This window comes from Paracoccus sp. J56 (genome assembly GCF_019633685.1).
GTDB classification, from domain to species: domain Bacteria; phylum Pseudomonadota; class Alphaproteobacteria; order Rhodobacterales; family Rhodobacteraceae; genus Paracoccus; species Paracoccus kondratievae.
In genome coordinates this window covers 46,617-64,289 of the sequence record NZ_JAFL01000016.1, presented here as the reverse complement: position 1 = coordinate 64,289, position 17,673 = coordinate 46,617, and the positions used below count along the sequence as shown (strand labels likewise).

Here is a 17,673-nt window from a genome sequence, read left to right as displayed (position 1 = left end):
GGACGCGCCCCTGTCAAAGCCCCAGAACGTCGGCCATGTCGTATTCCCCCGGCCCCTTGTCCTGTCCCCACAGCGCAGCGCGCAACGCACCGCGGGCAAAGATGGCGCGGTCGGTGGCAACATGGCGCAGCACCACCCGTTCACCCGCGGTGGCAAAGATCACATCGTGTTCGCCCACGATATCGCCGCCACGAATGGCGCTGAAACCGATCGAGCCGGGAACACGGGCGCCAGTGATCCCTTCGCGCGCCGGGGTGCGCAGCTCGTCCAGGCTGTGGCCCCGCCCGGCGGCGGCAGCTTCGCCCAGCATCAGCGCCGTGCCCGAAGGAGCATCGACCTTGCGGTTGTGATGGGCCTCGACCACCTCGACATCCCAGTCCTCGCCCAGGGTGGCTGCGATCCTGCGGGTCAGGCCGACAAGCAGGTTCACCCCAAGGCTCATGTTTCCCGCGCGTATGATCGGCGCATGACGGGCGGCCGCCTTCAGCTTGGCCAGATCTTCGGGCTCAAAGCCGGTGGTGCCGATCACATGCACGGCACGCGCCTGCGCGGTCAGTTCCGCAAAGGCCACGGTTGTCGCCGGAGTGGTAAAATCAATCACCGCCTGTGCCTTGGCAATCGCCTCGACCGGGTCGTCGGTCACGGTGATTCCCAGCGCCGCACCGCCCATTGCCTCACCCAGGTCGCGGCCGACCCAGGAGTTGCCCTCGCGCACGATGGCACCGGCAAGGCGGGCCTGATCCGAGGCAAGAACGGTGCGCACAAGCATCTGACCCATGCGGCCGGATGCGCCCGTGATGACGATTCCCGGTTTTTCCATACTCGATCTCCCGTTTCAGGCATGTCTATCCCGTTGCGGCGCGGGCCGCGACCCCCTACATCTGCGCCCATGGCACAGAACCGCTTTCATTCCGGCGCAGGATCTTCGCATCATGGCCCCTCGCAGCGCCAGCTTCGCGTCGGCGAGCTGATTCGCCGCACGCTTTCCGACGTCCTCCTGCGGGGGGACGTTCACGACCCCGACCTGAACCGGCATTCGATCACGGTCGGAGAGGTCAGGACTTCGCCCGATCTCAAGGTCGCAACTGCCTATGTGCTGCCGCTGGGCGGGCACGACGCCCAGGAGGCGCTGGCCGCGCTGCGCCGCAACTCGGGCGAGCTGCGCCACCTTGTCGCCAAGGCGATGACGCTGAAATACGCGCCGCAGCTGCGCTTTGTCCTAGACGAGACCTTCGACCGTATGGATGACACCCGCCGCCTTCTGTCCGAAGATCGCGTGCGGCGTGATATCGAATCGGCCCCGGAAGACGATGAAGACTGACCTCAGGCGCCGGCTTGGCCTCGCCATCGGCGCGCTGATCGCCATGACCCTGCCCGCCGTAGCAGGGATCTGCGAAAAGCGTGACTTTGACGGGCAGAACTATGTGATCTGCACGCTGACGGCCGAACAGGAGCCGGGGCTCAGGCTGTGGCTGAACGGTCCCGACGGGCGTGTTCTGGGCGATTTTACCTCTGTTCGCCGCACCCTCGCCGAAGACGAAGTGCTGGGGTTTGCCATGAACGCGGGCATGTATCACCCCGATTACTCTCCGGTCGGGCTTTACGTCAGTGAGGGCGTCACCCGACACGATCTGGTCACGGCGGGCGGAGGCGGCAATTTCGGCATGTTGCCAAACGGCGTCTTTTGCGCCGGCGGCACGCGGCCCTATCAGGTGATCGAAAGCCGCGCTTTTGCCAAGGCCCGGCCCGAATGCCGCATCGCCACCCAGTCGGGACCGATGCTGGTGATCGACGGCGCACTGCACCCGCGCTTTCTGGTGGACAGCGACAGCCGTTATATCCGCAACGGTGTCGGCGTCTCGCCCGACGGGCAGACGGCGTGGTTCGCCATCTCGGACCGCGCAGTGACCTTTCACGAATTCGGCCGGTTGTTCCGCGACGGGCTTGGGGCGCGTGACGCGCTCTATTTCGATGGCTCGGTCTCGCGGCTATACGCCCCAGACCTTGGCCGCGCCGATTTCGGCCGGCGGCTGGGGCCGATTATTGGATATGTAGGACAGAACTAGAATGGCGCGAAAAAAGGGACGCGAGATCCACGGTTGGCTGATCGTGGACAAGCCTGCGGGCATTGGCTCGACCGATGTGGTCAGCAAGGTCCGCTGGGCGCTCGACGCGAAAAAGGCCGGCCACGCCGGGACGCTGGACCCCGATGCGACCGGCGTGCTGGCCGTGGCGCTGGGTGAGGCGACCAAGACCGTGCCGGTCCTGACCGAGGCGCTGAAAGCCTATGATTTTACCGTGCTCTGGGGCGCCGAGACGACGACCGACGACGCTTCGGGCGAGGTGACAAGGACCAGCGACATGCGCCCTGACGAGGCCGCGATCCGCGCCGCACTGCCCGATTTCACCGGCGAGATCATGCAGGTCCCCCCCGCCGTTTCGGCGGTCCGTATCGATGGCGCACGCGCCTATGACCTTGCTCGTGAGGGCGAGACGGTCGAGCTTGCCGCCCGCCCGCTGTGGGTGGAATCGCTTGAACTGCTGGCAGCGACCTCCGACAGCGCCGATCTGCGCATGGTCTGCGGCAAAGGCGGCTATGTCCGTTCGATCGCGCGCGACCTTGGCCGCAAACTGGGCTGCCTTGGCCATGTCGGACAGCTGCGCCGCATCTGGTCAGGCCCCTTCGACGCCGGGGACGGCTTTGCCTTTGACCGCATCGACCGCGCCAATCAGGCCGAGATCGAGGCCGCATTGCTGCCCGTACAAGCCGCCCTGACCGACCTGCCCGAGATGCAGGCGACCGAAATCGGCGCCACCCGTATCCTGAACGGCAACCCCGGTCAGGTTCTGGGCCATGCCGAGTTCGGCGAAGAGGTCTGGGTCAGCCGCAACGGTCGCGCCCTGTGCATCGGCCGTTACATGGGTGGCGAGGTCCAGCCATCGCGAGTCTTTAATCTGGGCTAAGGCTCAGAACGGCACGGGCGCGGAAAAGCTTTGCATGACACCGGTTTCCGGGTGTTTGAAACGCAGGCTTTCGGCATGCAGCATCAGCCGCGGGAAATCCGCCGCCGCGCCCGTCGCATAAAGCGGATCGCCAAGGATCGGGTGGCCAAGCTCGGCCATGTGCACCCGCAACTGATGGCTGCGGCCGGTGATCGGCATCAGCCGCACGCGCGTCTCGGCATCCGAGGATTTGACCACCCGCCATTCGGTCTGTGCAGGGCGACCCTGTTCATGATCGACCTTCTGTTGCGGGCGATTCGGCCAGTCGACGATCAGCGGCAGGTCCACCATGCCGCTTTTCGGCTCAAGCCGACCCCAGAGCCGGGCGACATAGGTCTTTTTCGTACGGCGGTCCTCGAACTGTCTGGACAGATGCCGCTGCGCATGGGGCGTCAGGCCAAAAACCATCACCCCCGAGGTGTCCATGTCCAGCCGATGCACCAAAAGCACGGTGGGAAAGGCCGTGCGCAACCGCTCGATCAGGCAGTCGGCGCGATCTTCGCCCCGGCCGGGCACGGACAACAGGCCCGCCGGCTTTTCTACCACGAGGATTTCGTGATCGGCATGGATCACGCGCGGCTGCTCGGCCGTCGGCTGATAGGAAAAGCTCATTTCCAGACCAGCCGCAGCGCCAGACCGGCAAACATCACCGCCGCGATGCGATTGACGACGCCAAGCCTTTGCCCGATCACCTTGCCTGCAAGCCCCGCAACCACGCCATAGCCCATGGTGACCAGCGTCCCCGACAGGGTGAACATCAGCCCCAGCCCCAGAATCTGTTGCCATATCGGGCCGTATTCCGGGCGGGTGAACTGGGGCAGAAAGGCCAGCAGGAACAGCACCGGCTTGGGGTTCAGCAGGTTTGACAGCGCGCCGCGGCGAATGATGTTCCAGCTGCGGCTGGCGGCGCTGGTCTGTAGCGTGATCGCCCCGGCGTTCCAGCTTTTCCATGCCAGAAACAACAGATAAGCCGCCCCGGCATATTTGATCGCCGCAAGCGCGCCCGGATGGGCGGCAACCAGCGCGCCCAGGCCGATCGTCGCCATGACGACATGGCAGACGACGCCAAGCCCGACCCCGAACCCGGCCAAAGCCCCCGCGCGCGGCCCGTTCTGTATGCCACAGGCGCTGGCAAAGAACACATCCTGCCCCGGCGCAAAATTCAGCACCAATGCCCCGGCCATGAAGGCCAGAAGCTGTTGCAACGGAAAATTCGCCAGCGTGTCCCAGATCATCGCGCGCCCCTTTTTTCCCGCCGCCTATGCCGGGCGACGCACGGCGTCAACTATTCGTGCGGATCCTGAGGCAGCCCGTCGATGATCTGATAATAATCACCCTTGTCGGTGACAAAGATATGCCCCTGCAACTGCAACCCGGTCGGGCTGTCGATGGCGCCCGCCGCCACGTCGATAACGGGGGACCCGTCGCGCTGCCAGAACAGCGAACTGCCGCATTCGGCGCAAAAGCCGCGCCGGGCGATGTCCGAGGCGCGATACCATTTCACCTCGCCCTCGATCTGCAGCGACCGGGGCAGAATCGCAGCCCAGTAATGCCCCGACCAACGCCGGCACTGGCTGCAATGGCAGGCCTTGAGGTCATGCCCTGCGTCATAGGTGCCGTGAAAGCGGATGGCGCCGCAAAGGCAATGGCCAGTGAATTCAGTCGCGTCCGAACGTGGCATCAAGGATCTCCTGCAGGCGGCCGGCGTCTTGTTGCGTAAAGGCGTCGGGCTGGTCGCTGTCGATATCCAGAACGCCGACCAGCCGTTCACCGCTGGAAATGACCGGGATCACCAGTTCGGACCTTGTCGAACTGGCGCAGGCGATATGTCCGGGAAAAGCGTCCACATCGGGGACAAGCTGGGTTTGCCGCGTCCGCGCCGCCGCCCCGCAGACCCCACGCGAAAACGGAATCACCAGACAGCCATGCCCGCCCTGATAAGGGCCGATCTTAAGTAATCCGGGCTCGGTCACGCGATAAAAGCCGGTCCAGTCGAAACGGTCGTCCGAGTGGTGGATTTCGCAGGCCAGCGTTGCCATAAGCGCGACCTCGTCAGTCTCGCCATGGGTCAGGGCACGGATGCGGGCAGCAAGGTCATCATAATCTGGCATATGGCCAGATTAACCACGGCTCGCAGCACTGTCACCCTGCAGATCACGCAGGATCGCGGGCATCTCGCACCGTAAAAACGCCCTTCCGCCCGGCCTCCAACCCAAAGCCTCCAGCCGGGAGCAAAGCGGCAGGCGCAGCGCCGAGGCATCGGCGCGCCCGGGCAGGACCGTTCCGCAGCCGGTCAGCCGCGCCACCTCGGCCAGCAGGTCCTGCCGGTCCAGCACCAGATCGCTGACGTTATAGCTGCCCGCCATCGCGGGATCGGCCAGTACCATCAGCGCCGCATTGGCAAGGTCCGCACCATGCACCTCGGTCGCGACGCGGGGAGTGGGGGTCTGGCCCTGCAGGAAATCCGCAATCAGCGCGGCCCATTTCTGCGGCGTGCCCGGGCCATAAAGGCCGGTCGGGCGCAGGCTGGCGGTCAGGAAAGCGGCATCTGCCATTTTGAACAGCGCCGCCTCGGCCCGTGCCTTGACCTCGCCATAAAGGCTGGTCGGCGCGGGGGGCAGATCGTCGGGCAGCGCCATCCCCTCGGGGTGGCCGTCATGCACTGCGCGCGAGGATAGAAACAGCACCCGGCCCACCCCCTGATCCCGGGCCGCACGGAAAAGCATCAGCGAGCCATCAAGGTTCGCGCGCAAAAATCCCTGCGGATCGTCACCCTCACCGCCGCGATAGCGCCCGGGCAGGTGGTGAAATGCAGCATGTATCAGCGCATCGCAGCCCGAAAGACCGGGCAGATCGCCCAGCCGCCAACCGGGCAGTGTCAGCACCTCATGCCCCGCCCCCAGCGCGGCGCGATGCAGCCAGCGCCCGACGAGGCCCGAAGCCCCGGTCACCGCGATCCTCATGCCCCGCCCCCTGCCGCACCGGGCGGGGGTGGCAGATCGCGCAGATCAGGAACCGGACCGTCGCCGGCATGGGCGCGCCACAGCTCGATCAGCGGGGCAAGCTGCCGGGCCTTGGCATGGTCCTGCCACGGTTTTTCATACTGGTAATGCAACACGCGGATATCCTGCCAGTGCCAGAGCTGGGGCAGGTTCAGCCACACATATTGCAGCATGTTGTCGAACACCGGCAGGCCGTGCCAATTCGGAAAGAAGCTTTCCAGGAACGTCTGGTCGGTCCTCCGCCAGAACTGCCCCGGCTGGTCCAGACGAGCCAGCATTGCCTGAAAGGTCATCGCCGAAGGTCTCGCCGTGAACACACCCGAGTTCAGCCGATGAAAATCGGCCAGCGATTCATAGACATTCGGCGCGGCCGAGAACTCGGGGTAGTCGAAAAGCCGGTCGATGTTTTGCAAAACGATGGCATCGGCGTCGATAAAGACCACCCGCGCATAATCCAGCTGCCACAGCCGCAGCTTGGCAAAATTGTCCAGGGGCGTGTGAAAGGGCGGCTTTTCACCCTTGGTAAAGGGCGCTGCGCCATGCAGCCGGTCACGGGCATGCAGCACATTGAACCCCTCGGAGGTCGGCAACAGATCGACGCGCACCGGCCGCACATCCAGTGCCCGCAACCCCTCGACCGCATCCGAGGGCAGGTCAGTATAAAGCAGGACCAGATCGGCGCTGGTCCCGGTCCGCCGTAACGAACGAAACAGCGCCGCCGCCCCGGTCGCATAGTCGGGGTTGGTGGCCAGCGTGACAAAGGCGCGGTCGGACCGCGCCTTGCCTTCTGGGTGAATGCCTTGGGAAATCACGATACGGAACGCAGCCTGTTGCCTTCGGGATCATGCTCAATCCGGCGCGCAAGGTCGCGGGTCCAGGCCGAGACCGCCGGTACGCGCGAACGGTCGATGCGATGGGCATATTTGCGCGCCACCTCGACCACCTCGGACAACAGACCTTCGGCAAGAGTAATCGGTTCCAGACCCAGCGCCAGGAACTGGTCGTTCTTGACCACCAGCTCATTCTCATCGGCCTCTTTGCGGGGGTTCGGCAGATAGGCGACCTCGGCCCCGGTCAAGCGCGCAATCATCTCGGCCAGGTCCCGGACGCGGTGGGTCTCGGTCATCTGGTTAAAGATGCGCACCCGTTCCCCGGCCTGCGGGGCGTCGTTCAAGGCCAGCTCGATACAGCGCACCGAGTCCTGAATATGAATAAAGGCACGCGTCTGGCCGCCGGTGCCATGCACAGTCAGCGGATAGCCGATCGCCGCCTGAATCAGAAAGCGGTTCAGCACCGTGCCGTAATCGCCATCATAGTCAAAGCGGTTGATCAGCTGTTCGTGCCGGCGGGTCTGGTCGGTATGGGTGCCCCAGACGATCCCTTGATGCAGGTCGGTGATCCGCAGCCCGTCATTCTGGGCATAGAACTGGAACATGATCTGATCGAGGCTCTTGGTCATGTGATAGACCGAGCCGGGACGGGTCGGGTACAGGATCTGCTGTTCGCGCGGGCCGGCGGGCGTGTCGATCGAGACATCCAGATAACCCTCGGGGATCGGGGCGCCAACGGTCGAATAGCCATAAACCCCCATGGTACCCAGATGAACCAAATGGGCATTGATGCCGGTTTCGACCAGCGCAGCCAGCAGATTATGCGTGGCGTTGATGTTGTTGTCGACGGTATAGACCTTGTGGCGGTCGGTCTTCATCGAATAGGGCGCGGCGCGCTGTTCGGCGAAATGGATGACCGCGTCGGGACGGTATTCGGCCAGCCACGCCTTCAGCCGCTCATATTCGGTGGCAAGGTTCAAAAGGTGGAAATGGATGCGCCGCCCGGTCTGCTCCTGCCAGATGCGGCAGCGTTCCTGAATCGAATCCATCGGCGTCAGCGATTGCACCCCCAGCTCGGTGTCGATCCAGCGCCGCGACAGATTGTCCACTATATGGATATCATGGCCCAGGTTCGACAGATGCAGGGCCGTCGGCCAGCCCACGAAACCGTCACCGCCAAGAACTGCGATACGCATGGTCTTCTCCTCGCTTTTGCCGGCAGGAATGCGCTGGCAATGTGTCAAAACGATAACGCTTTGGTGTCGGTTCCTAGACGAAATAAAACCCTGCCTGCAAATTCTTGCCGAAATCATTGCATGATGAGACAGTGAACACTAAGGATTTCCTTTATGATCTCGCAGAAAACGAAATATGCCATCAAGGCTCTGATGGCCCTGGCAGATGAGGTAGCCGCCGGCGGCAATGCCCTGACGATCGAAGAGATCGCGCAGCGATCCGGCGCACCCAAACGTTTTCTCGAACATATCATGCTGGAACTGCGCAACGCCGGCTATGTCGGTTCGCGGCGTGGCCGGACAGGCGGCTATGTGCTGATCAAGCGACCTCAGGAAATCTCGATTGGCGAGCTTTTGCGTCAGGTGGACGGGCCTATCGCGCCTTTGCCCTGCCTGTCGCGCCGGTCCTACCAACGCTGCGAGGATTGCGAGGACGAGGCGACCTGCCGCCTGCGCCGCATGTTCGGACAGGTGTTCTGGTCCTACCTGCTGCTGATCGAATCGCTGACGCTGGAAGATCTGGTGGCCGAGGGCGACCTGCCGGAAATCAGCCTGGCCTGAGACATTGGTTGCATTCCTGCCATGGCGGCGGGGGACAAAGGGGCGATGCCGCTTGACCCCGGCACGGGCGGGCGGCAGTTGTGAGGCAACATATCTGTCCGATGCCGGGGTGATGACCCCATTGGAAAGCGCCGCAGGTTCGCCATGGTTGATACCCCCTCTGCCTCACGTAACGTGCCGATTGCCGGCGTCATAGGCTGGCCGATTGCACATTCCCGCTCGCCCCGGCTGCACGGGCACTGGCTGCAACGCTATGGTATCACAGGCCATTACGTGCCCCTGCCGGTGATGCCCGAACATCTGGCCGAGGTTCTGCGCGCCATGCCGCGCATGGGTTTTGTCGGTGCAAATGTTACCATCCCGCATAAGGAAAGCGTGCTGGCGCTGGCCGATGTCGTCACCGACCGCGCGGCGCTGATCGGCGCAGCGAATACGCTGATTTTCCGCCCAGATGGCAAGATTCATGCCGATAATACAGACGGTTACGGATTTATTGCCAATATCCGCCAGCATGCGCCGGACTGGATCCCCGGCCTTGGCCCGGCCGCGGTGATCGGGGCCGGGGGTGCGGCGCGGGCGGTGGTCGCCTCGCTGCTGGAAAGCGGCGTACCCGAGTTGCGCATCACCAACCGCACCCGCATCCGGGCCGAGCAGATCAAGGCCGAGTTCGGCGCCAAGGTCGTGGTCTATGACTGGGCACAGGCCGGCAACATGCTGGAGGGCGCGGTGACCGTGGTGAACGCCACCTCGATGGGGATGGAGGGCAAGCCTCCGCTGCGGGTGCCACTGGACGCGCTGGCATCCGGAACGCTGGCCACCGATCTGGTCTATACCCCGCTGATGACTTCCTTTTTGCAAGAGGCGCAGGCCCGCGGATGCAAGATCGTGGACGGGCTTGGCATGTTGTTGCATCAGGCAACCCCGGGCTTTGAACGCTGGTTCGGCCACCGCCCCGAGGTCGATGACGAACTGCGCCGGGCCGTTCTGGCATGAGCTTCCGTCTTGGCCTGACGGGTGGGGTCGGCATGGGCAAATCGACCGCCGCCGGGATGTTTCGCGACCTTGGCCACCCGGTCTGGGATGCGGATGCGGCGGTGCATCGCCTCTATGCCCCGGGCGGCCGGGCGGTCGCTCCGGTCGCGGCGGCCTTTCCCGGTGTGCTCGGCCCTGATGGCAGCATTGATCGCGCCGCCCTGCGCGAAAAGCTGGCGGCCAGGCCCGAGGGTTTTCGCCGCCTTGAAGCCATCGTTCATCCCCTGGTGGCCGAAGATCGCGCCGCCTTTATATCCACTCATGCCGATGCGCCCATTGTGGTCCTGGACATCCCGCTGTTGTTCGAAGGCGGGATGCAGGCGCAGATGGACGGCGTGGCGGTTGTCTCGGCCCCGCCCGAGGTGCAGCGCGCCCGCGTCCTTGCCCGACCCGGCATGACCGAGGCGAATTTCCAGATGATCCTGTCGCGCCAGATGCCTGACGCCGAAAAACGCAAACGCGCCGACTGGGTAATCCCTTCGGACACGCTGGAAGGCGCGCGCGCCGCCATTGTGGACATCTGCAACCTGATCATGGCAGGTAAGGCCCATGCGTGAGATCGTACTGGATACCGAAACCACGGGCTTTGACCCCGATACCGGCGACCGCATCGTCGAGATCGGCGCGGTCGAGCTGATGAACCACCTGCCCACCGGGCAGACCTTTCACGTCTATATCAACCCCGAACGCCCGATGCCGCAGGAGGCATTCGAGGTGCACGGTCTTGGCGACAACTTTCTGCGCGACAAGCCCAAATTCGCTGAAATCGCCGCCGATTTCGTCAAATTCATCGGCGATGACGCCAAGCTGGTGATCCATAACGCCAGCTTTGACATGAAATTCCTCAATGCCGAGCTAAAGCTGTGCGGCTATCCGACCATGCCCTACAGCCGCGCGATCGACACCTTGGAAATCGCGCGCAGTCAGTTTCCGGGGGCGCAAAACTCGCTTGATGCGCTGTGCCGGCGCTTTCGTATCGACAACTCGAACCGGACGCTGCACGGGGCGCTGCTGGACAGCGAATTGCTGGCCGAGGTCTATCTGGCCCTGCGCGGGGGCCGCCAGCCGGGGCTGGTTCTGGAGGGCGGGCCGCTGCGCGGCCGCTCGGGCACGGGAGCTGTGTCGCAGGGCAACGGCCCACGCAGCGCACGTCCACGCCCCCTCCCCCCCCGCATCACCGCCGCCGAGGCCGAGGCCCATGCCGCCTTTGTCGAAAAGCTGGGCGAAAAGGCGGTATGGCTGCGCTATCTCAGTGCCGGGACCAACTGACCAGCGGAACCTTTGCTGCGGGGAAACCCTTTCCTCCCCGCCGTTTCATGCAACCGATTAACGAGGGCGGGCTATTGATCAGGGAATGGTGGCAGTTCCTTCTGGCGATCTTTGAACGGATGGACAAAATCCACCTCAGCCTGATCGCGGCCGGCGTTGCCTTCTACGCCATGTTCGCAGTCTTTCCGGGTCTTGCTGCGCTGTTTGCGATCTGGGGCCTGTGGTACGACCCCCAGGTGATCGAGGAATATGTCCACGCCACCGACGGTTTCATCCCGCCCAGCGCCGCCGATATCATCTATGGCCAGATCAACGCGCTGGCGTCGGCCGGGCGCACGCAACTGGGCTGGGCGACGGCGATTTCCTTTCTGATCGCCACCGTTTCGGCCCGCGCGGGCGTTGACGGGCTGATCCGGGGGCTGAATGCCGCCTATGGTGTGCGCTCACATTCGACGGTCATGGGTTTTGTCCTTGCCTATGTGCTGACGCTGGTCATCGTCGCGGTCTGCGCCCTTGGCCTTGCGATGATCGTCATTTTGCCCATCGCCTTTACCCTGCTGCCCGGAGTGCTTTTGCCCACTGGCTGGCTGACCGGTGCACTGCCGTGGATGGCGATCTTTCTGATCGTGCTGCTGGTGATCGGCATCCTTTACCGCTACGGCCCTAACGTGAAGGCGCCGCGCACCCCGATCTTTACCTGGGGTTCGGTTTTTGCGGCTCTGGCCTGGGCCGCGGCGTCCTATGGATTTTCGGCCTATCTTGCCAGCTTCAACAGCTACAACCGCATCTATGGCTCGATCGGTGCGGTGATCGCACTGCTGATGTGGTTCTATCTGGGCGGGTTCACCGTCATGCTGGGGGCGGTTATCAATGTCGAGCTGGCCCGCCGCCGCCGAGTCGTGGCCGCACGAAAACTGCGCCAGGCAGCACGCGAAGCCAGCATTCCAGTCAGCAAGAAAGACCAGGGGGCCTAATGTCGCGCACCCGGTCGTGCGGCCGAGGTCAGCACCACCGGCGGCGTCTCGACCGGTTCACGCTTGTGCATATGCTCGACCCGGAAACGCAGGGTAAGAAGGAAACGGCCATCACCGGTCTCTTGCCGCGCCTCGCCCTCAAGCTGGGTCGAAAAGGCCTCGATCAGCTGACTGCCAAGCCCCGTCCCTTCGGCAAGGCTGGTGGTCCCCAGCGAGTTCTCGACCTCCAGAACCGCATGTTGCGGCCCGTCTGCGCGCAGCGAGACCCGGACCCAAGGCTCACCCTCCGGGTCTGACGCGCCGGAATATTTCAGCGCATTGGTAAATGCCTCGGTCGCAAGCAGGCTCAGCGGGACCGCCTGATCCGGCATCAGCTCAAGCGGCTCCAGCCGGGTGTCGATACGCAGCCCCGCCCCCGGACCCAGCGTCGCATTGGCCATCTGGTTGATGATGTCCTTGATCAGCCGGTCGGCATGGACCGAGTCCAGATGCTCGGCCTGATAGAGGTTGCGATAGATTGTGGCCAAAGACGCAACCCGGTCCTGAACCGACCGCAGCACGCGGCGCGCGTCGTCGTGGTCGATTACCCGGATCTGCATGTTGATGATCGAAGCGATCAGTTGCAGGTTGTTCTTGACCCGGTGATGGACCTCTTTCAGCAAGACGGTCTTTTCGTTGACTGCCGCCTCCATCGCCTCTTCGTCACGGATCAGGATGCGGGCCATATTGTGGAATGTCTGGCTCATATCCTCGATTTCGGCCGGGGCGTCGATCAGAACCGGAGGTGGGGCCGAGCGGTCGCCGATGGCAAAGCGGCGCATCTGGCCACGCAATTCGCGGATATGGCGCAGCACCAGCCGGTAGACGGCGAAATAGGCAACGGCAAGCGAAGCCGCCCACAGGATCAGCGGCAGGATCAGCGCCGTGCGCCGGGTGATGTCGATGCCGGTGATGCCGGATTCGGCGCGGTTCCACGAACCCAGCGCATAGACCAGCCCCGGCACCACCGGCACGACGCTATAAACCCGCCGTTCGCCAGAATTCGAGATGTCGCGGAAGGTAGTCTCGCTGCGCGACAAAAGCGAGGGCAGGGATTTGCCGCGCGGCAGAACCTCGGTGATGTCACCGTCACCCTCGCGGTCCGAAGAGATCACCTCGCCCTGGTTGTTAAAGGTCAGGATGCGCGCGCCATCCGTCTCAAGCCCCGACACATGGGCCGAGCGCAGCAGATCATGCGACATCGAAACGGTGACAAAGCCCAAAAGCTCTACCCCGCTGTAAAGCGGCTGGATAACCACCACCACCGACCTTCCGGTGACCGGACCGTGCTCGCTGGTGGTGACCAGCGTGCCGGGGCTTTGGATGAATTGCTGAAAGGCCGGCGTGCCACTGAGATCATGCACCCCCCGCACCGAGGAACATTCCGTCACCCCGTCCAGCCGGGTGAAGCCGGCATAGACAAAGTTCACCGTGCGCTGCACCAGCCCGCGCATGATATCCGAACAGGCTTGCGGACGGTCCATCGTCTCAAGCACCGCCGGACCCAGCGCATCTGCGGTGCCGAGCGCGCTTTGCAGCAATGCCCGCTCACCCGCAGCCGAAGTGGCGGTGCGACCCAGAAGCGCGATCTCGGCCGAACGTTCATATTCACGCGACAGATGCAGCGTCTGAATGACCGAGATCAGGCCGATGGGCAAAATCGCCACCGACAGGAGGCCGCCCAGCCGAAAACCAAGGCCCTTGCTGAATTCCAGCCTCTCCAGAAAGCGCCGCAGCACGATCGAAACTCAGCGCAGAATCGGGGTATTCAGTGCCATGACAGCCAGAGTGGTACGATCCGTCATCTCGATTTCTTCGCCCTCTTCCAGATGCAGAAGCTCGGCCAGGCGACGGCGGCCCCGGTTGGCGCGCGACTTGACCGTGCCCACGGCAACACCGGTCATGGCCGCCGCTTCCTCATAGGAAAAGCCCGAAGCGCCCACCAGAATCAAGGCCTCGCGCTGCTCGTCGGGCAGCTGTTCAAAGGCCACGCGGAAATCATTGAGCGCAAGACGGCCGTCATGGTCGGGGCGGGTGGCCTGCCGGGCGGCATGGATGCCGTCGGTGTCGTTCACCTCGCGCCGCGTCTTGCGCCGGGCAGAATAGAAGGTGTTTCGCAAAATGGTGAAAAGCCAGGCGCGCAGATTGGTTCCGGGCTGGAATTTTTCGATATTTGCCCAGGCCTTAACGATGGTGTCCTGCACCAGATCGTCAGCCGAGGACCCGTCACGCGTCAGCGACAGGGCAAAGGCGCGCAGCGCAGGCAGGTGCTCGACCAACTCGTCCCGAGGATCTGCATGGCCTTCGGGACGGGCGGGGCGTGCCGATTTCTGATCGGTCATCCAGTTCACTCCTGCTCGCGCAGTTTTTCCAGCAGTTGCAGGAATTTGTCAGGAACTTGCTGGGATACATCCTGTTCGTAAACGCGGCGCAGATTTTCGTCGATCTGCTTCTGGATGGCTGCTCGCCTGCGTTCCTCACGCCTGGTATTCATTTTTTAGTTATTCCCGGTAATCTTGTGCGCACGTTGCCTAACCGTTACCTATCCAATCAGGTTCCATCACACGACGCATTTTTTTTGAGGTATCCCAAATGACCGCAGCGGATCTTGCCCAGTCCATCAGCCGGGAACTTCCCTACCTGCGGCGCTATGCGCGTGCACTGACCGGCAGTCAGACCGCCGGCGACAATTACGCCGCCGCGACGCTAGAAGCAATCCTGTCCGATCGCAGCCTGATGGATGGCGAGGATGACACCCGCATCGGGTTGTTCCGCACCTTCCACGCGATCTGGCAAAGCTCGGGCCAGCCCGTCGATATCGAGGCCCAGTCCCCTCGCGAAGCCCGCGCCCAGGCCCATCTGCGCAGCCTCACCCCGAATTCGCGTGAGGCGCTGCTTTTGCGTACGATCGAGGAACTGCGCTACGACCAGATCGCCCGCGTCATGCAATGCACCCAGCCCGAAGCCGAAGAGCTGGTGCAGATCGCACTGAACGAAATGAGCCGCTCGATTGCTGGCAAGGTCATGGTGATCGAGGATGAAACCATCATCGCCATGGACCTGAAGGGCATTGTTCAGTCGATGGGCCATGATGTGACCGGCATTGCCCGCACCCATAGCGCCGCCGTCGATCTGGCCAAGCAAAAGCGCCCCGACCTGATCCTTGCCGATATCCAGCTGGCAGACGGTTCATCGGGGATTGATGCGGTGAACGAACTGCTGCGCGACCTTGGCGACATCCCGGTGATCTTCATCACCGCCTTCCCCGAGCGGCTGCTGACCGGCGACCGGCCCGAGCCGGCCTTCCTGATCTCAAAGCCCTATTCCGAAGAGCAGGTGCGTTCGGCAGTCAGCCAAGCCATGTTCTTTGCCACGACCGAAGGGCTGAGCGCCGCCTGACGACCCCTGACGGGCGGCCCCGTACGGGGCCTGCCCCCGGTCACGAGGCGCAAAGCGCCGTCTTGGCCTCGGTATATTCCCGTGTCAGCCGGTCGATCAGGCTGGCCGCCGGAACGATCTCGCGCACCGCACCGATGCCCTGACCCGAGCCCCAGATCTGGCTCCACGCCTTGGGACGCGACGAGGCGTCCGAGAAATTCATATCCGAGACATCGCCGCGCTCAAGCCTGTCAGGATCAAGCCCCGCCGCACGGATAGACGGCGCAAGATAGTTCCCCGACACGCCGGTAAAGAGCGATGAGGTAACGATATCCTCGGCGCCGCTTTCAACGATCATGCGTTTGTATTCGGGCTGGGCGTTCGCCTCTTCGGTCGCGATGAAGGGGCTGCCGACATAGGCCAGATCCGCACCCATGGCTTGCGCCGCCAATACCGCCCGCCCGGTGGCGATGGCGCCTGACAGCAACAGCGGCCCGTCGAACCATGTGCGGATCTCTTGCACCAGCGCAAAGGGGGATTGCGGCCCGGCATGACCGCCAGCCCCGGCCGCGACAGCGATCAGCCCGTCAGCACCCTTTTCGATCGCCTTGCGGGCGAAGGTATTGTTGATCACGTCATGCAGCGCGATGCCGCCACAGTCGTGGGCGGCCGCGTTGACCTCGGGCCGGGCACCAAGGCTGGTGATCCAGATCGGCACCTTGTGCCTGTGACAGATCTCGATATCCCGCTCCAGCCGCGCGTTCGAGCGATGAACGATCTGGTTCACCGCGAAAGGTGCAGCGGGATTGTCGGGGTTGGCCTGATTGTGGCGGTCCAGCTCTTCCTGGATGCGGGTCAGCCAGACATCCAGCAGCGGCGGCTCACCATCCTTTTCACGCGCGTTCAGGGCGGGGAAACTGCCGACGATCCCGGCCTTGCATTGCGCAATGACCAGATCGGGCCCCGAGACGATGAACATGGGCGAGGCAACGACGGGAAGACGCAGGCGCGACAGGATCGGGGGCAGCATGGGGTTCCTCGTGTCTTGGTGACGCGGGCAGATTGCCCGCGCCCGGTCGATCTGCCAACCGTGCCGTGGCGTCGCGCGGTGGCTCAGTAGGGCAGCGGATGGCTGCGATGCAGCCTGTCGATCCGTGCCAGCGCATCGTCCGACAGCCGCAGATCCAGCCCGGCCAGCAGGTGATCCAGCTGCCCCAGATCGGTCGCGCCAAGGATGGGGATGCAGTGAAATGGCCGCTGCCGGGTAAAGGCGATGGCCATATGGATCGGATCCAGCCCCAGCTCGGCCGCGAGCCCGTGCCAGGCGGCGACCGCCTGATCGGCGCGGACAGTGCGCCGCCCGCCCAGATCACCCGGCCCGCCGGTGGCGCGGTCTGTGGCAACACGGCTGCCAACGGGCTCGTCTCCGTTCAGGTATTTCCCGGTCAGAAGTCCGGCCGCCAGCGGCGAATAAGCCAGCAGCGTCACCTTTTCATTCACCGCAAGTTCGGCCAGATCAGTGTCAAAGGCGCGATAAAGCAGCGAATATTCGTTCTGGATGCTTACCATGCGGGGTCCGCCCATACGCTCGGCCACATCAAGCCAGCGCGCTGTTCCCCAGGCGGATTCGTTGGACAGGCCGATGGCGCGAACCTTGCCGGCGCGCACAACCTCGTCCAGCGCGGTCAGCACGTCCTCCATATGCGCCAGCGTTTCGGCACGGTCCTGTTTCGAGGGGTCATAGCGCCAGTTCTGACGGAACGCATAGCTGCCCCGCACCGGCCAGTGCAGCTGGTAAAGGTCGATGTAATCGGTCTTCAGCCGCTTCAGCGAGGCGTCGACGGTCTGACGCAGGATCGCGCCGTTGAACCCTTCGGCCCGCACCTTGTCACCCGGTCCGGCAGCCTTGGTCGCAATCTGTACCCGGTCGCGGCCCCCGCGTGAGGCAAGCCAGTTGCCGACGATTTCCTCGGTCTGGCCCACGGTCTCGCGGCGGACCGGGTTCACCGGATACAGCTCGGCAGTATCAAAGAAGGTGATGCCTGCGGCCAGCGCCCGGTCCATCTGGGTGTGGCCATCGGCCCCTGCCGTCTGATTGCCAAAGGTCATCGTGCCAAGGCACACCTCGCTGACCCGGATATCGCTGCCGCCAAGCGTCGTGCTGTCCATTCTGTCCCCTCATCGCAATTGGCGGAAGAGAGTGGGAGTCGAACCCACCCGGGACAGGCTCACTGCCCCAACCGGATTTGAAGTCCGGCCGCCCCACCGGGGACGATTCTCTTCCATTGCCATTGTTTTCAATGGCATAGCGCCTGCCCCCCCGTCAGAGAAAGCTTACCGGTCCCGCAAC

At 63.7% G+C, this 17,673-nt stretch carries 22 protein-coding genes and 1 tRNA gene; 9 read left to right on the top strand and 14 right to left on the bottom strand.

Translation table 11 applies throughout. The annotated features are described in order from the left end of the window. Positions 1-13 precede the first annotated feature (13 nt). Positions 14-820 carry a 4-hydroxy-tetrahydrodipicolinate reductase gene (gene dapB, locus M511_RS12900; protein ID WP_085502403.1) on the bottom strand — a complete coding sequence of 269 codons (807 nt, stop codon included), beginning with the start codon at positions 818-820 and terminating at the stop codon, positions 14-16. A gap of 69 nt (positions 821-889) precedes the next feature. On the opposite strand from dapB, the gene rbfA reads away from it, so the two are divergent. The 3 genes from rbfA to truB are packed head-to-tail and all read left to right on the top strand — an operon-like array spanning position 890 to position 2,964. Then, the gene (gene rbfA / locus M511_RS12895; protein WP_010392035.1) at positions 890-1,321 is read left to right on the top strand and encodes a 30S ribosome-binding factor RbfA; all 432 of its coding nucleotides are present in this window, start codon (positions 890-892) and stop codon (positions 1,319-1,321) included. Then, positions 1,311-2,066, top strand: coding sequence for a phosphodiester glycosidase family protein (locus tag M511_RS12890; RefSeq protein ID WP_010392037.1), 756 nt, complete (start codon positions 1,311-1,313; stop codon positions 2,064-2,066). The genes rbfA and M511_RS12890 overlap by 11 nt, the downstream gene beginning before the upstream one ends. Before the next feature lies 1 nt (position 2,067). Then, positions 2,068-2,964 carry a tRNA pseudouridine(55) synthase TruB gene (truB, locus tag M511_RS12885; protein WP_085502402.1) on the top strand — a complete coding sequence of 299 codons (897 nt, stop codon included), beginning with the start codon at positions 2,068-2,070 and terminating at the stop codon, positions 2,962-2,964. 3 nt (positions 2,965-2,967) lie between these two features. Here truB and M511_RS12880 read toward each other — a convergent pair whose 3' ends face one another. Genes M511_RS12880 through M511_RS12850 form a run of 7 tightly spaced genes read right to left on the bottom strand, consistent with a single transcriptional unit; the run spans position 2,968 to position 8,031 of the window. After that, positions 2,968-3,615, bottom strand: coding sequence for a pseudouridine synthase (locus tag M511_RS12880; RefSeq protein WP_085502401.1), 648 nt, complete (start codon positions 3,613-3,615; stop codon positions 2,968-2,970). Further along, entirely contained in the window at positions 3,612-4,238 is a 627-nt protein-coding gene (locus M511_RS12875; RefSeq protein WP_085502400.1) for a LysE family translocator, read from the bottom strand. The genes M511_RS12880 and M511_RS12875 overlap by 4 nt, the downstream gene beginning before the upstream one ends. Positions 4,239-4,288: 50 nt before the next feature. Beyond that, positions 4,289-4,684, bottom strand: a complete 396-nt coding sequence (locus M511_RS12870; RefSeq protein ID WP_085502399.1) for a GFA family protein — start codon at positions 4,682-4,684, stop codon at positions 4,289-4,291. Then, positions 4,662-5,114 (bottom strand): GAF domain-containing protein, encoded by a 453-nt coding sequence (locus M511_RS12865; RefSeq protein WP_085502398.1) that lies wholly within the window; start codon positions 5,112-5,114, stop codon positions 4,662-4,664. Before M511_RS12865 ends, M511_RS12870 begins: the two co-directional genes overlap by 23 nt. A gap of 9 nt (positions 5,115-5,123) precedes the next feature. Beyond that, positions 5,124-5,966 carry an NAD-dependent epimerase/dehydratase family protein gene (locus tag M511_RS12860; RefSeq protein WP_085502397.1) on the bottom strand — a complete coding sequence of 281 codons (843 nt, stop codon included), beginning with the start codon at positions 5,964-5,966 and terminating at the stop codon, positions 5,124-5,126. Further along, positions 5,963-6,817, bottom strand: coding sequence for a glycosyltransferase (locus tag M511_RS12855; RefSeq protein ID WP_085502396.1), 855 nt, complete (start codon positions 6,815-6,817; stop codon positions 5,963-5,965). The genes M511_RS12860 and M511_RS12855 overlap by 4 nt, the downstream gene beginning before the upstream one ends. Beyond that, positions 6,814-8,031 carry an NAD-dependent epimerase/dehydratase family protein gene (locus M511_RS12850; RefSeq protein WP_085502395.1) on the bottom strand — a complete coding sequence of 406 codons (1,218 nt, stop codon included), beginning with the start codon at positions 8,029-8,031 and terminating at the stop codon, positions 6,814-6,816. The genes M511_RS12855 and M511_RS12850 overlap by 4 nt, the downstream gene beginning before the upstream one ends. A 153-nt stretch (positions 8,032-8,184) precedes the next feature. On the opposite strand from M511_RS12850, the gene M511_RS12845 reads away from it, so the two are divergent. From M511_RS12845 to M511_RS12825, 5 genes are all read left to right on the top strand, one after another. Next, complete coding sequence (locus M511_RS12845) at positions 8,185-8,631, top strand: RrF2 family transcriptional regulator (RefSeq protein ID WP_085502394.1); 447 nt, start codon at positions 8,185-8,187, stop codon at positions 8,629-8,631. 144 nt (positions 8,632-8,775) lie between these two features. Then, on the top strand, positions 8,776-9,624 hold the full coding sequence (locus tag M511_RS12840) for a shikimate dehydrogenase (RefSeq protein WP_085502393.1): 849 nt from the start codon (positions 8,776-8,778) through the stop codon (positions 9,622-9,624). Next, positions 9,621-10,220, top strand: coding sequence for a dephospho-CoA kinase (gene coaE, locus M511_RS12835; protein WP_010392060.1), 600 nt, complete (start codon positions 9,621-9,623; stop codon positions 10,218-10,220). Before M511_RS12840 ends, coaE begins: the two co-directional genes overlap by 4 nt. Continuing rightward, positions 10,213-10,932, top strand: coding sequence for a DNA polymerase III subunit epsilon (gene dnaQ, locus M511_RS12830; RefSeq protein ID WP_085502392.1), 720 nt, complete (start codon positions 10,213-10,215; stop codon positions 10,930-10,932). The genes coaE and dnaQ overlap by 8 nt, the downstream gene beginning before the upstream one ends. A 47-nt stretch (positions 10,933-10,979) precedes the next feature. Beyond that, positions 10,980-11,906, top strand: a complete 927-nt coding sequence (locus tag M511_RS12825; RefSeq protein WP_010392064.1) for a YihY/virulence factor BrkB family protein — start codon at positions 10,980-10,982, stop codon at positions 11,904-11,906. Here the strand turns inward: M511_RS12825 and M511_RS12820 are convergent. Genes M511_RS12820 through M511_RS12810 form a run of 3 tightly spaced genes read right to left on the bottom strand, consistent with a single transcriptional unit; the run spans position 11,903 to position 14,439 of the window. Continuing rightward, the gene (locus tag M511_RS12820) at positions 11,903-13,684 is read right to left on the bottom strand and encodes a sensor histidine kinase (RefSeq protein ID WP_085502391.1); all 1,782 of its coding nucleotides are present in this window, start codon (positions 13,682-13,684) and stop codon (positions 11,903-11,905) included. The two genes, M511_RS12825 and M511_RS12820, sit on opposite strands and share 4 nt — an antisense overlap. A 9-nt stretch (positions 13,685-13,693) precedes the next feature. Beyond that, positions 13,694-14,287, bottom strand: a complete 594-nt coding sequence (locus tag M511_RS12815; protein ID WP_085502390.1) for an RNA polymerase sigma factor — start codon at positions 14,285-14,287, stop codon at positions 13,694-13,696. A gap of 5 nt (positions 14,288-14,292) precedes the next feature. Further along, a complete protein-coding gene (locus tag M511_RS12810; protein ID WP_010392070.1) occupies positions 14,293-14,439 on the bottom strand; it encodes a NepR family anti-sigma factor in 147 nt (48 codons plus the stop codon). Positions 14,440-14,537: 98 nt separating this feature from the next. Here M511_RS12810 and M511_RS12805 point away from each other — a divergent pair, with 98 nt between their 5' ends. After that, positions 14,538-15,344 (top strand): response regulator, encoded by an 807-nt coding sequence (locus tag M511_RS12805; protein WP_010392073.1) that lies wholly within the window; start codon positions 14,538-14,540, stop codon positions 15,342-15,344. Between the two features lie 40 nt (positions 15,345-15,384). On the opposite strand, the gene M511_RS12800 is transcribed toward M511_RS12805, so the two are convergent. The 3 genes from M511_RS12800 to M511_RS12790 all read right to left on the bottom strand — a co-directional run bounded on the left by M511_RS12800 (position 15,385) and on the right by M511_RS12790 (position 17,607). Then, positions 15,385-16,353 (bottom strand): NAD(P)H-dependent flavin oxidoreductase, encoded by a 969-nt coding sequence (locus M511_RS12800; protein ID WP_010392075.1) that lies wholly within the window; start codon positions 16,351-16,353, stop codon positions 15,385-15,387. Positions 16,354-16,436: 83 nt separating this feature from the next. Next, entirely contained in the window at positions 16,437-17,492 is a 1,056-nt protein-coding gene (locus tag M511_RS12795; RefSeq protein ID WP_085502389.1) for an aldo/keto reductase, read from the bottom strand. A 19-nt stretch (positions 17,493-17,511) separates the two neighbouring features. Next, positions 17,512-17,607: transfer RNA gene (locus M511_RS12790), tRNA-Sec, on the bottom strand. Between the last annotated feature and the right edge of the window lie 66 nt (positions 17,608-17,673).